The 14,735-nt window shown below is 56.2% G+C and carries 11 protein-coding genes; 4 read left to right on the top strand and 7 right to left on the bottom strand.

Annotation, left to right across the window (positions count from 1 at the left end):
* Positions 1-9: 9 nt before the first annotated feature.
* From FZF01_RS13670 to FZF01_RS13680, 3 genes are all read left to right on the top strand, one after another.
* The gene (locus tag FZF01_RS13670; RefSeq protein ID WP_150278762.1) at positions 10-2,118 is read left to right on the top strand and encodes a putative bifunctional diguanylate cyclase/phosphodiesterase; all 2,109 of its coding nucleotides are present in this window, start codon (positions 10-12) and stop codon (positions 2,116-2,118) included.
* Between the two features lie 269 nt (positions 2,119-2,387).
* The gene (locus tag FZF01_RS13675; protein ID WP_150278763.1) at positions 2,388-3,518 is read left to right on the top strand and encodes a sensor histidine kinase; all 1,131 of its coding nucleotides are present in this window, start codon (positions 2,388-2,390) and stop codon (positions 3,516-3,518) included.
* Between the two features lie 58 nt (positions 3,519-3,576).
* Complete coding sequence (locus tag FZF01_RS13680) at positions 3,577-4,449, top strand: MOSC domain-containing protein (protein WP_150278764.1); 873 nt, start codon at positions 3,577-3,579, stop codon at positions 4,447-4,449.
* 6 nt (positions 4,450-4,455) lie between these two features.
* On the opposite strand, the gene FZF01_RS13685 is transcribed toward FZF01_RS13680, so the two are convergent.
* Complete coding sequence (locus FZF01_RS13685; protein WP_150278765.1) at positions 4,456-6,348, bottom strand: putative bifunctional diguanylate cyclase/phosphodiesterase; 1,893 nt, start codon at positions 6,346-6,348, stop codon at positions 4,456-4,458.
* 164 nt (positions 6,349-6,512) lie between these two features.
* On the bottom strand, positions 6,513-7,211 hold the full coding sequence (locus tag FZF01_RS13690; protein WP_150278766.1) for a nitroreductase: 699 nt from the start codon (positions 7,209-7,211) through the stop codon (positions 6,513-6,515).
* 242 nt (positions 7,212-7,453) lie between these two features.
* Here FZF01_RS13690 and FZF01_RS13695 point away from each other — a divergent pair, with 242 nt between their 5' ends.
* Entirely contained in the window at positions 7,454-8,908 is a 1,455-nt protein-coding gene (locus FZF01_RS13695; RefSeq protein WP_150278767.1) for a catalase, read from the top strand.
* A 174-nt stretch (positions 8,909-9,082) separates the two neighbouring features.
* On the opposite strand, the gene FZF01_RS13700 is transcribed toward FZF01_RS13695, so the two are convergent.
* The 5 genes from FZF01_RS13700 to rbfA all read right to left on the bottom strand — a co-directional run bounded on the left by FZF01_RS13700 (position 9,083) and on the right by rbfA (position 14,679).
* Positions 9,083-10,324 (bottom strand): hypothetical protein, encoded by a 1,242-nt coding sequence (locus FZF01_RS13700; protein ID WP_150278768.1) that lies wholly within the window; start codon positions 10,322-10,324, stop codon positions 9,083-9,085.
* A 177-nt stretch (positions 10,325-10,501) separates the two neighbouring features.
* Entirely contained in the window at positions 10,502-12,610 is a 2,109-nt protein-coding gene (pnp, locus tag FZF01_RS13705; RefSeq protein WP_150278769.1) for a polyribonucleotide nucleotidyltransferase, read from the bottom strand.
* Positions 12,611-12,697: 87 nt separating this feature from the next.
* Complete coding sequence (gene rpsO, locus FZF01_RS13710) at positions 12,698-12,967, bottom strand: 30S ribosomal protein S15 (RefSeq protein ID WP_150278770.1); 270 nt, start codon at positions 12,965-12,967, stop codon at positions 12,698-12,700.
* Positions 12,968-13,367: 400 nt separating this feature from the next.
* The gene (truB, locus tag FZF01_RS13715) at positions 13,368-14,288 is read right to left on the bottom strand and encodes a tRNA pseudouridine(55) synthase TruB (protein WP_150278771.1); all 921 of its coding nucleotides are present in this window, start codon (positions 14,286-14,288) and stop codon (positions 13,368-13,370) included.
* A gap of 4 nt (positions 14,289-14,292) precedes the next feature.
* The gene (gene rbfA / locus FZF01_RS13720) at positions 14,293-14,679 is read right to left on the bottom strand and encodes a 30S ribosome-binding factor RbfA (protein ID WP_150278772.1); all 387 of its coding nucleotides are present in this window, start codon (positions 14,677-14,679) and stop codon (positions 14,293-14,295) included.
* Positions 14,680-14,735 lie beyond the last annotated feature (56 nt).

Below are 14,735 nucleotides of genomic sequence, written 5' to 3' on the forward strand. Positions count from 1 at the left end.
GACATCCTGATGAGCGGCCGCGAACAAGACGATAACTTTTTCGTTTTGCTCCAGCGGCTGCCTGTTGCCTGCATGCTTACCCGTATTGAAGACAGCCGCGTTCTGGTGATCAATCCGGCATTCGAGCGGCTGTTTGGCTGGGATGCCGAAGACATCGTCAACCGGCATTCCGCCGAACTTCCGATATGGGTCAACGCTCAACAGCGCGACGAATTCATCGAGCGCTTTTCCCGAACTGGCCGCGTGCAGCAGTGCGAAGCCCGATTCAAATGCCTGGACGGTCAAACCAAACCCTGCCTCGTTTATGTTGAACAGATTGATCTCAATGGTCAGGCCTGCCGTCTGGCCATGGCCCACGACATGTCCGAGCGCAGCAACGCCGAACTGACTCTGAAACAGAGTGAAGCCAAGTTCTCCGCGCTATTCATAGACTCACCCGAACCCTATGTACTCTTTGCCAAGCGCAGCGCGCAAATAGCCGATATCAACCATCGATTTACAGAGGTCTTCGGTTATGTACCTCAGGATGTCATCGGCAAAACCGCAATGGATATCGGGCTCTGGCGTTATCCGGAGAAACGCGCTGCGATCATCGACAAGCTGATGCGCGAGCGCTGTCTGCGCAACGAGCCCATCGACTTCATTGCCAAAGACGGCCGGGTGCTGAATTGCGAAGTATCGAGCAACTTTATCCTGATTGGTGACGATCGTTGCACTCTTTCCTGCTTCAAGGATGTAACCGAACAGAAAAACATCGAAGCACGAATCAAGCATCAGGCCTATCACGACGCGCTGACCGATCTGCCCAATCGAATGCTCCTTCAGGACCGATTACAACAGCACCTGGCCCTTGGCGAACGCCATGGTCTCGGCTGCGCCCTCCTGTTCTTTGACCTGGACCACTTCAAGCGCGTGAACGACTCCCTGGGCCACGGCTGTGGCGATGCCGTGCTGCAGGAGGTAAGTAGACGTCTCCAAGAGGGGGTGCGAAAAGCCGACACGGTCGCGCGGCTGGGCGGCGACGAATTCGTCATCCTGCTCACCGGGCTTTCAGGAGACCACGGGCAAATTGCCGAGCATGCCAGAGCAAGCGCGGCTGATTTACTTGAGGCCGTTTCTGCGCCCATGCGCATCGAGGGCCACGGATTGCAGTTGAGTTGCAGCATTGGCATTGCGCTGTCGTCCGAACATGGCAACACGCCGGAGGATCTGCTCAAGCATGCCGACACCGCGCTCTATGGGGTCAAGGCAAGTGGTCGCAACAACATTGCTTTTTTCGAACCGCAGATGCAGGTGGTGGTGAGTCAGCGTCTGCAACTGGAAACCGAACTGCGCAACGCCTTGATCGCCCAGGAGTTCGAGCTGCATTACCAGCCGCAAGTTGACGCCCGCACGCAACAGATCATCGGCGCGGAGGCTCTCCTGAGGTGGCAGCACCCCGAACAGGGTTTGATCAGCCCCGCCACCTTCATGCATGTTCTGGAGGAAAGTGGCATGATTCTGGAGGCCGGCCACGGTGTCGTTCTCCAGGCGTGCGGCTTTATTGCTCACCTGCTCAAGCAGGGCCTGATCACTGCAGACAGCTTCAGCCTCAGCATCAATATCAGCCCACGGCAATTTCGTCAGGCCGACTTCGTGGCCCGTGTTGCAGCCGCCATTGAGGCCCAGCAAATTCCGACCCAATGCCTGAAGCTGGAAATCACCGAAGGAATCATGATCCACAACATTACCGACACCGTGGAAAAAATGAACGAACTGCGCGATATAGGCATTCGTTTTGCCATTGACGACTTTGGCACCGGCTATTCGTCGCTCAGCTATCTCAAACGCCTGCCCGTGGATCTTCTGAAAATTGATCAGTCATTCATCAACGACTGCACCCACGACAGTAACGATGCAGAAATTGTTCGCGCCATTATTGCCATGGCCCGCAGTCTGAAAATGGAACTGATTGCTGAAGGTGTGGAAACGGCCGAACAGCTGGCCTTCCTGCAACAACAGGACTGCCATATCTATCAGGGCTACTATTTCAGCTGCGCGGTGACCAGTGAGGCTTTCTGCACCCTGCTCGGCCCTTCACCCGGGCCAGGCAATGTACTCCAACAGAACGTCACCTGAGGCAAGCAAGGGAGCATGATGGCTCCGGCAAAACGTATTCGACTCAACTCAGGTGCCCCCCAACAGCAAACAAACTTCGTACGACCAATAATTTTCGGTTTTACGGCTAAAAAGTGGTGGCCCAGTCACTGGCTTTGAGCGATTCGCCGCCGTATAGTCAATAAGCTTCCTGTTGGCACAGCTTTTGACTGAGCCCGCCCGTCGCGGCAATCCGGGCCTAGATATTTCGCCCTGTGAACTTTCATCAATCAGGCCAGAGCCCGCACGCCATGCGACTACACAAGTTTATCTCCTCAAACATGGAAGCCATACTCAAGGAATGGGAGGACTTCGCCCGGATCATCCAGCCGCCTGGCGGGGAAATGGAGGTAATCGAGTTACGCGACCACGCCAGAGACCTGTTGAATAACATTGTCCGAGACATGGATACGGCCCAGACCGAACAGGAACGGAAAAAAAAGTCACACGGTAAAAGCACCGCCACGGATCCTGAAGCAGACACAGCCGCCGAAGTGCATGCCGATGAGCGCTTGGGCGCAGGATTTTCTATCAGCCTTCTGGTAGCGGAATATCGAGCGCTGCGTGCCAGCGTGCTCCGTCTGTGGTTCAAGGGTGAAAGCACACGCCAGCATGAGTATGCCGACGAAATGGAAGATCTTATCCGCTTCAATGAAGCCATAGACCAGGCCCTGGCAGAATCCGTTGCACGATACACGGAAGCAGTGACCGAGAACTCCGATATTTTTGTCGGAATGCTCGGCCATGATCTTCGATCGCCGTTGCAAGTTCTCAGTTTTGGCGCGGCCAAGCTAAAGAATATGGAAGATGCCGATAACAGCCTGAACCAGCTCGGGTCTACCATGATAGCCAGCGTACAGCGCATGAAGGAAATGCTGGACAATCTGATGGACTTCACCGAAAGCCGGATCGGGGAAGGCCTGAATATTCAGCTGGAGCCTTCCGATCTCGCTGAGATTACTCGTCAATTGGTCGAGGAGTTTCGCTCCGCCACGCTCAACCACACCTTGACTCGCGTGGTGACTGGTGACTGCACCGGGAACTGGGATGCCAGTCGTATCGGGCAGATTTGTCAGAACCTGATCAATAATGCCTTGCAGCACGGCGCCGCGGATGGCGAAATAATCGTTAGCTGTGAAGGCAAGGACGACAGCGTGACCCTCGCAGTCAAAAGCCAGGGAGCGCCCATACCGCAATCCCAGCATCAGGAGATCTTCGAGATTTCGAACCGTAAGCATGTCGGTAAAGGCAACCCGAACAAGAATCTCGGTCTGGGACTCTATATCGTCAAGGAACTGGCTCAGGCGCATAACGGCAGCGTTGAAGTGGAGTCCAGCAGCGCAGGAACAGTATTCAGGGTCGAATTACCCAGAGGAGCCTAGGCGACTAGCCTCTAGTACTCCTATCATTGAGGGCTCGGGGCAATAACGGAGGGAACCCATGCAGAAAGTCGGCACAGTTCAATCAATCTGGCGTTACCCGGTCAAAGGCATGGCAGGGGAAAGCATGCAGCAATGCCATCTCTCAGCGAACGGCCTGCTCGGGGACCGTACCTGGGCAGTACAGGACCTGGAGCGCCAGGAAATCCAGAGCTGCAAGTTTCGGCCAGACCTGCTGAAATGCCGGGCGAGCCAACGACTGGATAATCATGGCGATCTGAGTGGGCAGGTAGATGTGAGCTTCCCGGGTGGGATAGTACTGGGCAGTGATGACCCCTCGGTACATAAACAGGTGTCCGACACCATCGGCTACGCTAGTACCTTGCAGTCGTTGCGGCCCTTCCCTGAAAACGCGGCTTTCTTCAGACGTCACAAGGCCGATGCGACCACCTGGCTCAAGGAATTGAAGGCTACCTTTACACGTGAACCTGGCGAGCCGCTGCCGGATCTGGATAACCTCCCCCCGGACATGCAGGAATTTGTATCGCTACCCGGTACTTTTTTCCTCGTCTCGCCATTTCACATATTGACCAGCGCCAGCCTGCAACACATGCAGCAGATCAACAGTAACGCCGACTGGGACGTGGAGCGGTTCCGGCCCAACCTGGTGATTGAGACCTTGCCTGGCATGGAGGGACTGATCGAACAGACCTGGTTGGGTAAACAATTGCGCATTGGCGACACGACCATTCAATGCACCGGGACCGCCCCTCGATGTGGCGCCGTCACCCGCGCCCAGGCCAATCTGCAGACTGACAAAAGTATCCTGCGCAGCATCGTGCAGGCTGCGGAACAGAATCTCGGAATATACGGGGCAATCGACGGGAACAGTTTGCTGAATGTGGGCGAGGAAGTGTGGCTGGAAACGCTCTGACCTGAATCACCCCACAGCCAGCTCGGCAAAATCTTCTGCCACCAGAGGTTTGGCAAACAGATACCCCTGACCCCGGTCACAACCCAGGTCTGCGAGGAGCTGTCTGGTAGGCAGATCCTCTATCCCCTCGGCAATGGTGCGCAAATTTAGGCTGTGAGCCATCTGGATGATGGCATTTACAATGGCCCGATGTTGCTCATTTTCACCGATATTCTGAACAAAAGATTTATCTATCTTCAGGGTGTCGACCTGAAAGCGTTGCAGGTAGGACAGGTTCGAATAACCTGTACCGAAATCATCAATCGACAACTTCACTCCCAGCCCTTTGAGATTCTGCAACAGCACCAGGGAAGCATCCGAGTCCTGCAGCAGCATGGACTCGGTAAGCTCCAGCTCCAGATATTGTGGCGGCAACCCCGAACTTGTCAGCGCTGCGCGCACCACTGCTTCAAGATTTCCCCTGCGCAACTGAACAGCCGAAAGATTGACTGACATGACCAGATCCGGCAAACCCGCTGCGCGCCAAGCCATCGCCTGGCGACAGGCTTCATGCAGAACCCATTCGCCAATTTCGACGATTAGCCCCATCTGCTCTGCCACCCCGACGAACAGGGTGGGCCCGACCAGTCCCCGCTCTGGCTGGTGCCAGCGTATCAACGCCTCCACCGCGATGACGCGATCACCGCTCTGCAGATCGACAATCGGCTGATACTGCAGCTTGAACTCCTCGCGCCCCAGAGCCTGACGCAAATCCTGCTCGATACCCAAACGCTCGTAGGTATTGGTACTCATCTCCTCGCTGAACAGACAATAGGCGTTTCGCCCTGCCGCCTTGGCTTGATACATGGCCAGTTCGGCTTTTTTCAATAGCGTCCCGAAATCCTCACCGTCATCCGGATACACTGATATGCCGATCGACAGCGAGGTCACCAGCTCGATATCGTCAAGCACAAGCGGCCGGGCAACCAGCTCCTGGAATCTGCGTGCGACCAGCTCAAGAGTCTCACGGGTGTCCACATCTCCCAGCAACACCAGAAATTCGTCACCACCTTGCCGGCTGACCGTATCGGAGCCGCGAATCAAGCCCTTGAGGCGCTCAGCGATACGCCGAAGCAACTCATCGCCCGCAGCATGGCCGAGTGAATCGTTGATGATCTTGAAGTTGTCCAGATCGAAACTCATCAGCGCTACCCGTGTACCCTCTTCCTCGGCCAGCATAATGGCTTCTGCGAAACGTTCCTGCATCAGTAGCCGGTTGGGTAGATCGGTCAAGGCGTCATGTCTGCTCAGGTGTGTCAGGTTCGCCTGGGAATCCTTTACCCGCAGCATCTCGTCATCCAGGTGAACCCGCGTCACCTGCAGGTCACGGATCAGGACCCAGACAACCGACGCACACATGAGCAAGAGGCTACTCACCACCACGAAGCGGCCCAGGCCATGGGGAGCTGCCTGATAATCCTGCAGCCCACTCATAGATGACCATGTGACAACCGCCACGGTAGACAGCATGATTACCAGTAAAGAAATAAAGAGCCGGGCCGAGGCGATAATGCCTGCCACTACCAGCAATGCCGGGTAGGCAAGCAAACCACCGCTATACAGTCCCTGGTTGAACCACAGCGACATGCTCACTATCACCGCAAGAATAACCAGAAGAAGCGGAACGGCAATCTCGCTCTCTCTCCTGCACAACAGAAAACGGCATACCAGAGCAGAACCCAAACCAACCCCGATCAACGAGGCGTCCAACCACCCACCCATTGCAATCGCTCGAGCCCCCACAAGCGTCATTACCACACACAGGATGTTGACTAGAACCCTGGCTTGCTTGCCGGCTGCCAGCTTCACTGATGCGCGAGACGTATTGACTTCATCATTCTGATTGGGTGTTAAAGACATGGGCCCTCTATTTCCTTGAGGCAATAACTCCGTCAAGCGGACGTGTGAATGGGAATGCTAACTAGTTCGCTAGTCTACGACATTCGTTCTTCATTCAGGTAGAGGGAGAGGGCTTCATCGCATCGACTTTACTCGTAAGAATGCATCAGCCAGCCACCCTCAACCTACTTGTTCAACTCTGAAACCATCTCGTCAAAACCGACAAAGGTCGCCACCTCATTGACGTCACGACGCTTGGATACCACAGCGTTAGCTGGAAATTCTTCATCCGGGTAGCCCATTGCCACGCAGATCAGAATCACCTGGTCCTCGGGAATACCCGCATGCTCGCGAACCACCGGAGAGTGCATGATGCCCTGACTGTTAACTACACAGCCCAGCCCGCGAGACCAGGCCGCATTCACCAGGCCATTAACCAGAGCACCACAATCGAACTGGGCGATATCGCCCTCCTGCAAGACCCGGTCGTAGGTCACCACAATGGAGACAGGTGCATCAAACTGCCGAAAACCTCGGAGGATCCAATCCTGACGCTTTTCCTTGTCGTCACGGGCGATGCCCATGGCCTTGAACAGCTGCACAGCAATCTCCACCTGCCGGTCACGGTGTTCACCCTCGTAGGCACCCACGCCCCGGCTTTCCTTGGAGGGCGGCACGCCCTTGAGCATTCGCTCGGTATTCTCCGCCCGGATACGATCCAACGGCTCACCGGTGAGCACATGCAGGTGCCAGGGCTGGGTATTCATCGATGAAGGCGCGCGGGAGGCAAGCGCAATGACTTCCTCAATCACGTTACGTGGAACGGCTTGCTGCTTGAAAGCGCGAATACTGCGGCGTCCAAAGACGACATCTTCGTAATTCAAACCCTGTCTCCTCAGTGAGTTTTTGAGAACCAAATGTATAACCGAACATTCGGGTAAATCAATCAAGGTCATGGTTAACCGCAATCAGCCACAACTGGTTACATATTTATTTTTGATTTATACCCAATCCACGAGTCGAACGGATCAGCCAGAGAAAAGAACTGGTGATCATTTTTAGTCCGGGAGCCAAGAGACTGACAGGTTTACTGCCCGGCCCGCAACAAATCGAATGGAGAGCTGATATGTCTGATGACAAGCCGAAACCAACAACCAATGATGCAGGCATTCCCGTATCCAGCGACGAGCATTCGCTGACAATCGGCCCCAACGGCCCCATCATGCTCCACGACCATTATCTGATCGAGCAAATGGCGCAGTTCAACCGTGAGCGCATTCCGGAGCGTCAGCCTCACGCCAAGGGCGGTGGCGGTTTTGGTCACTTTGAGGTGACCCATGACGTCAGTGCTTTTACCAAGGCGGCCGTGTTTCAACCCGGCACCAGAACTGATGTCCTGATGCGTTTCTCGACCGTTGCCGGTGAGCGTGGCAGCCCGGATACCTGGCGAGATCCCCGAGGTTTTTCGGTGAAGTTCTACACAAGCGAAGGTAACTACGACATGGTGGGCAACAACACCCCCGTGTTCTTCGTGCGTGACCCCATGAAGTTTCAGCACTTCATCCGCTCGCAGAAGCGCCGCGCCGACACCAATCTGCGTGACCATGATATGCAGTGGGATTTCTGGTCCCTGTCACCCGAGTCCGCCCACCAGGTCACCTGGCTGATGGGTGATCGCGGCATTCCGAAAACCTGGCGCCACATGAATGGCTACAGCAGCCACACCTACATGTGGGTCAATGCCCAGGGCGAGAAGTTCTGGGTGAAGTATCACTTCAAGACCGACCAGGGCATCGAATGCATGACCCAGGAAGAAGCCGACAAGATGGCCGGCATGGATGCGGACTATCACACCCGCGACCTCTACCAAGCGCTCAAGGGCGGCGATCACCCGAGCTGGACGCTGCACATGCAGATCATGCCGTTCGAAGACGCAGAGACTTATCGCTTCAACCCCTTCGACCTGACCAAGGTCTGGCCGCATGGCGACTACCCGCTCATCCCAGTAGGGAAACTGACACTCGATCGCAACCCAACGGATTACCACACGGAAATCGAACAGGCCGCATTCGAACCCAGTAATCTGGTGGCCGGTATTGGCCTCAGCCCAGACAAGATGCTGCTCGGCAGGGTATTCGCTTATGCCGATGCACACCGTGCGCGCCTGGGCGTCAATTACAAGCAGATCCCAGTCAACCGCCCCAGGAGCCCCGTGAACAGTTACAGCAAGGATGGCGCCATGCGCATGGATAACGTCACCGATCCTGTGTACGCACCCAACTCCAAGGGCGGACCGGCAGCTGACCCGACGCTGAACCCAACCGTAGACACCTGGAGTGCAAGCGGCAACATGGTACGCGAGGCCTATACCCTGCATGCAGAAGATGATGACTTTGGCCAGGCCGGCACCATGGTTCGGGAGGTAATGGACGATGCGGCACGCGAGCGACTTGTCAACAACGTCGCTGGCCACCTAAAAGATGGCGTGACACCTCCGGTGCTGGAGCGTTCACTGCAATACTGGCGCAATATTGACCAGGACATCGGTGATCGCATCGCCTTGAAGATAAAAACCAGCTGAGCCATTTCCTGAAACGAGCAGACCCGCCTTGAAGGCGGGTCTTTTCATTTCAGAGTGATCACTTGAATGAGCGAACTTAGCGCCGTCCTGGGAGAAGCACCTCGTCAAGCTACCAGCCCTACCAACTCATTAATTAATGAGGCCGCCCCCAGACACGCCATACGACCCCGATACTTAACTGAACCAGAACAGCAGCGGCAAGCCAATAACGACAAACACAGACCAGCCCGTGTACACCGCTAAATAGCCAGTCACCGACTCAACCAGTGCCTCACTGGTGACACGTAGCTTCTTATAAGCCAGATAGTCTTTGAGGAGAATCAGCAGGTGGATAAAGACCAGAAGGTTGACGCCAGTAACGGCAACGCGGTTTGGCGTAATACCAAATTCGGCCCAACGGAACACGATAGCGGACAAGGCAAACGCGTCTATAACCAGGGTCAAAGTGATCATGATCATGTTGATCATGTCCGAAGAGCGGCTCCCTGACTCCGTGATTTTCCCGGTTACCGAGTAGATGACGATGGCCAGCACGACCAGCAGCAAACCATTAATCGTGATCAGAAAATCCCGGTCAGAATAAGGAGTCGTACCCTGGAGCAGAATCGCAAGCAGGTAGATACCGATGGTCAGCAGAATCAGGGGCGCGAAGAGATTGGCGATGAGTGTCGCAATCCGACTATCGCGGTTCAGCGGCACGTCGTACAGGTAGGTAGCGACCAGCGGCGAGGCAACCAGGCCATACACAACAACGTATTTCGCATACCACTCATCAATATTGATATTGATAAGCTGGAACAAGCCAAAGGTCAGCAGCGTTAACACTATCCCGCCCAGCAGAATGATGGCGGTATAGATGAGCATCTCGCCCAGATAACGTACGTAAAGCGACCTGGACCAGGAAGATCGCCAGTCATCACCCATAAAAGCCAGAGCCAGTACGGACAACACAACCAGTGGCAGGTGAATGAACGCCATGGTGACTGTATCAGAGCCCTCCGCAGACGGCAGTAACGCCGCTAACGCAACACAGGCTGCCAGACCACTCAATGACATGCGGGAGCTACTACGCGCAGATGTTGCCAGAAAGTAGACAATCAAGGTGCCGATTACGATCAAGGGTACAAAGCGGGGCAGATACCATTCATCCTCCACAAACGGGAGCGCATGAAGCTTCACCAGTGTTCCGGCTATCAACGCAACGACAATAACAAACAGCTTGGTGCCAAAAGCGTCGGCGGAAGGTGCATGCTCAGCAAAGCTGAGCCTCGCTTCCCAGACACGGAGGGTTTCAGAAGCGGGCTGGTGAAAAATCGCCTCGTCCAGCCACTTTCTGAACCGGGCCGGCTCAGCTCGATAAAGGCTTTCAAGTGTCTCGGGCTCACCAAGATCACGAATTACGGGATTATCCTGCACAGCGTTCCTTCCGTTGATTTATCTGTGACGTTTCCCCCGAAGTAGAGTGCTGGCAAGCGGGCTTGGCCAGTGATGTAGATATAGCACGGGGGGTGGCGTTAGCAAAGTTGGGGCGTTTTCTGCAGGCATAAAAAACCCCGGTTTTGAGGCCGGGGCTTGTGTGGCGCGGGGCGTGGTTTAGACGCCGCTGGCCTCGGCTGCTTCAACGTCCTTGATGGATAGCTTGATACGGCCGCGGTTGTCGACGTCCAGCACCAGAACCTTGACCATCTGGCCTTCGGTCAGCACGTCAGTGACTTTCTCGATGCGGGTGTTGGCGAGCTGGGAGATGTGAACCAGACCGTCCTTGCCCGGCAGGATGTTGACGAATGCGCCGAAGTCGACGATGCGCTCTACCTTGCCTTCGTAGATCTTGCCGATTTCCGCCTCTGCGGTGATCTCGTCAACCCGTGCCTTGGCTGCGTTGGCGGCGTCCTTGGTGGGCGCGAAGATCTTGACCGAGCCGTCATCGGTGATGTCGATGGAGGCGCCGGTTTCTTCACAGATACCGCGGATGGTTGCGCCACCCTTGCCGATCACGTCACGGATCTTGTCGGAGTCGATCTTCATGCTGATCATGGTCGGAGCGTTGGAGGACAGCTCCTTGCGTGAGGCTGGCAGTACTTCGTTCATCTGCTGAAGGATGTTCATGCGCGCGTCCAGAGCCTGGGCCAACGCGTTTTCCATGATCTCTTCGGTGATGCCCTTGATCTTGATGTCCATCTGCAGAGCGGTGACGCCCTTGGCGGTACCGGCCACCTTGAAGTCCATGTCGCCGAGGTGGTCTTCGTCACCCAGGATGTCGGTCAGGATCGCGTACTTGTCGCCTTCCTTGACCAGACCCATGGCGATACCGGCTACCGGGGCAGTCAGCGGTACACCAGCGTCCATCAGAGCCAGAGAAGCGCCACAGACCGAGGCCATGGAGCTGGAGCCGTTGGACTCGGTGATTTCCGATACCACGCGGATGGTGTAGGGAAAGTCATCCATGTTCGGCATCACGGCGGCTATACCACGACGCGCGAGACGGCCGTGACCAACCTCACGACGACCGGTGCCGCCCATACGACCGCACTCGCCTACCGAGTAGGGAGGGAAGTTGTAGTGCAGCATGAAGGGATCTTTCTTCTCGCCTTCCAGGGTGTCCAGCAGCTGTGCGTCGCGTGCAGTACCCAGAGTGGTAACCACCAGGGCCTGGGTCTCGCCACGGGTAAACAGTGCCGAGCCGTGGGTGCGGCCCAGTACGCCGACTTCAATGTTCAGCGGGCGCACAGTCTTGGTGTCGCGACCGTCAATACGGGGGTTGCCGTTGACAATGCTTTCACGCACGGTGCGGTATTCGATAACGCCAAAGGCATCTTTGACGTCGCTGGCAGAGGGCTTGCCCTCTTCGTCACCGGACAGGGCTTCGATGGTCTGGTTACGCAGTTCGCCCAGGCGGGTATAGCGGGCCATCTTGTCGGTAATGGTATAAGCCTCGGAGATACCGGCACCAAACTGGCCCTTGATGGCATCCAGTAGTGCGGTATTTTCCGGAGCGGGCTGCCAATCCCAACGCGGCTTGCCCGTTTCAGCAGCCAGCTCCTTGATGGCCTGGACCGCTGGCTGGAATTCCATGTGGGCGAAGAGTACGGCGCCCAGCATCTGATCTTCAGTCAGCTCTTGAGCTTCGGATTCAACCATCAGCACGGCGTCTTCAGTACCGGCAACGATCATGTCCAGACGCGAGGTCTTCTGCTCTTCGTAGGTCGGGTTGAGGATGTAACCGTTGTTGGCGTCAAAGCCAACGCGTGCGCCGGCAATCGGGCCATCAAACGGAATACCGGAAATGGCCAGAGCCGCGGAGGTACCGATCAGCGCGGCGATATCCGGATCAGTGGTCTTGTCGGTGGAGACGACAGTACAGACCACCTGGACTTCGTTCATGAAGCCGTCGGCAAACAGCGGACGAATCGGACGGTCGATCAGGCGCGAGGTCAGGGTCTCTTTTTCGGTAGGACGGCCTTCACGCTTGAAGAAACCGCCGGGAATGCGGCCGGCGGCGTAGGTTTTTTCGATATAGAACACGGACAGGGGGAAGAAGTCGCGACCGGCGTCGGCTTTCTTGGCTCCGACTACGGTACACAAAACGCTGACTGCATCATCGACGCTGACCAGAACGGCACCAGAAGCCTGGCGGGCCATGCGGCCGGTCTCCAGGGTGATGGTGTTTTTGCCTAATTTGAATTGCTTGATAACCGGTTTCACGGTGTCTTCTCTCTCTGTTTTTGCCTTTGGGAAACTCTGGGCACGACCGGGTTTCGGACCCGATCATGTCCAAATGGGGCTTGTCGCTTAGCGACGCAGACCCAGACTGCTGATCAAGCTGCTGTAACGCGGAATGTCTTTCGACTTCAGGTAATCCAGCAACTTACGACGCTGGTTTACCATCCGGATCAGACCGCGACGGGAATGGTGATCCTTCTTGTTTTCCTTGAAGTGACCCTGGAGCTTGTTGATGTTTGCAGTCAACAGCGCTACCTGGACTTCCGGAGAACCGGTGTCACCTTCGCCACGGGCATATTCAGTTACGATTGCAGCTTTCTCTTCGACGCTCAGTGCCATGATAGCTTTCCTCTGAGTGAACAGGCCGGGCACATCACTTGGAGTGACCCGTGTTTTAAATCGAGGTATGACCGTGCCTGTTAACAGCCACCCTCGTCGCGACCCTGATGGGTCAACTTCTTTGCTGCTGACTCGGCGTATTGGCCCAGGTCAACATGGTTTCCCGCGTTCGCGGGAATGACGCTAAATCGGGGCTCAGTGTAGTTCGTCTGAGTCCGCCTGGATTCCCGCCTTCGCGGGAATGACGCTAATTCGGGGCTCAGTGTAGTTCAGCTGAGTCCGCCTGGATTCCCGCCTGCGCGGGAATGACGTTTATTCCGGGCCGGCGTGTTTCTGTTGACCGAGTCAGGTGCTTCCTGACTCCCACCCCGTCATTCCCGCGCAGGCGGGAATCCATTGTCTATCCGTTGAAGCGCATTAACCGCTTCGGTGCTACACGGGCGTCGTCGGTAATCTCGCCGATACCAATAAACTGTCCGGTGTGGTCGCGCAAACGCACCATGCCGAATGCCGGACTGTCCGGAACCATGACCGCTTGACCGTGGTTCAAATAATAGGCCGTCTGCTCGGTGAGCTCGACTGAGGGCCAGTCTTCCAGCCCACTGTCGCTGGGCAGCAGCAAGTGATCCAGTGCCTCATGTCCGCCCTCGGCGTGCAACGCTTCGAGGGTTTCCAGGGTCACGGATTGGCTCAGGTCAAAAGGCCCGGCCTGTATGCGTCGCAGTTCCGACACATGCGCGCCACATCCCAGGGCCTCGGCCAGATCCTCGACCAGCGTGCGAATATAGGTGCCTTTGGTGCAGTGCACTTCAAGCCGCAGGCGGTCGCCTTCCAGGCTCAAAATCTTTAACTTGCTGATGGTAACAGATCGCGCCTTGCGCTCCACTGTTTCCCCCGCGCGGGCCAGCTTGTACAGGGGCTGGCCCTCGTGCTTTAGCGCAGAATACATAGGCGGAATCTGTTCGATCGGACCGGTGAACTGCGGGAGCAATGCCTCGACGTCAGCCAGGGTGACATTCACCGGGCGGGTCTGCAGCACATCGCCTTCGGCGTCTCCGGTGGTGGTGGTCATGCCCAGGCGCGCTTCGGTTATGTAGGCCTTGTCCGCATCCAGCAAATACTGGGAAAACTTGGTAGCTTCACCGAGACACAGGGGCAAAACGCCGCTGGCCAGGGGGTCCAGGCTGCCAGTATGTCCACCCTTGGCCGCGTTGAACAACCAGCGGACCTTTTGCAGGGCGGCGTTGGACGTCATCCCCAAGGGCTTATCAAAAATCAGTACGCCGTCGATATCCCGGCGTTTGCTGCGTGGTGCCGACAAAAGCCTACTCCTCGCCGTCCGATTGGTGCTCGCGATCTTCCGCTACAGCACGTTCGATCAACGATGACAGATGCACACCACGGCGTACGCTTTCGTCGTAGTGAAAGTGCAGTTGCGGAACACTGCGCAGCTTCATGACCTTGCCCAGCTGCATACGCAGAAAGCCGGCCACGTTCTTGAGGATCGCAAGGTTCTCGGCAATCTCCTCATCGCTGTCCTTGTTCATCAACGTGATATAGACCTTGGCATGCGCCAGGTCGCGGCTCACATCGACCGCAGTAATGGTGATCATCCCGAGCCGCGGGTCGCGGATCTCGCGCTGGATCAACAATGCCAGCTCGCGCTGCATCTGATCGGCTACGCGGTGGGTACGACTGTTTTCATTCGCCATAAAATCTGTCTCTGGCTGCCCGCAGGCGGCCTAAAAAAGCGGAACATCGCAAACGT

The organism is Halopseudomonas salina (assembly GCF_008641105.1).

What these genes read in the sequence shown, in the direction of transcription:
- FZF01_RS13670 (WP_150278762.1), top strand. Translation starts at nt 10, where the DNA reads ATGAGCGGCCGCGAACAAGACGATAACTTTTTCGTTTTGCTCCAGCGG.
- FZF01_RS13675 (WP_150278763.1), top strand. Translation starts at nt 2,388, where the DNA reads ATGCGACTACACAAGTTTATCTCCTCAAACATGGAAGCCATACTCAAG.
- FZF01_RS13680 (WP_150278764.1), top strand. Translation starts at nt 3,577, where the DNA reads ATGCAGAAAGTCGGCACAGTTCAATCAATCTGGCGTTACCCGGTCAAA.
- FZF01_RS13685 (WP_150278765.1), bottom strand. Translation starts at nt 6,348, where the DNA reads ATGTCTTTAACACCCAATCAGAATGATGAAGTCAATACGTCTCGCGCA.
- FZF01_RS13695 (WP_150278767.1), top strand. Translation starts at nt 7,454, where the DNA reads ATGTCTGATGACAAGCCGAAACCAACAACCAATGATGCAGGCATTCCC.
- rpsO (WP_150278770.1), bottom strand. Translation starts at nt 12,967, where the DNA reads ATGGCACTGAGCGTCGAAGAGAAAGCTGCAATCGTAACTGAATATGCC.
- rbfA (WP_150278772.1), bottom strand. Translation starts at nt 14,679, where the DNA reads ATGGCGAATGAAAACAGTCGTACCCACCGCGTAGCCGATCAGATGCAG.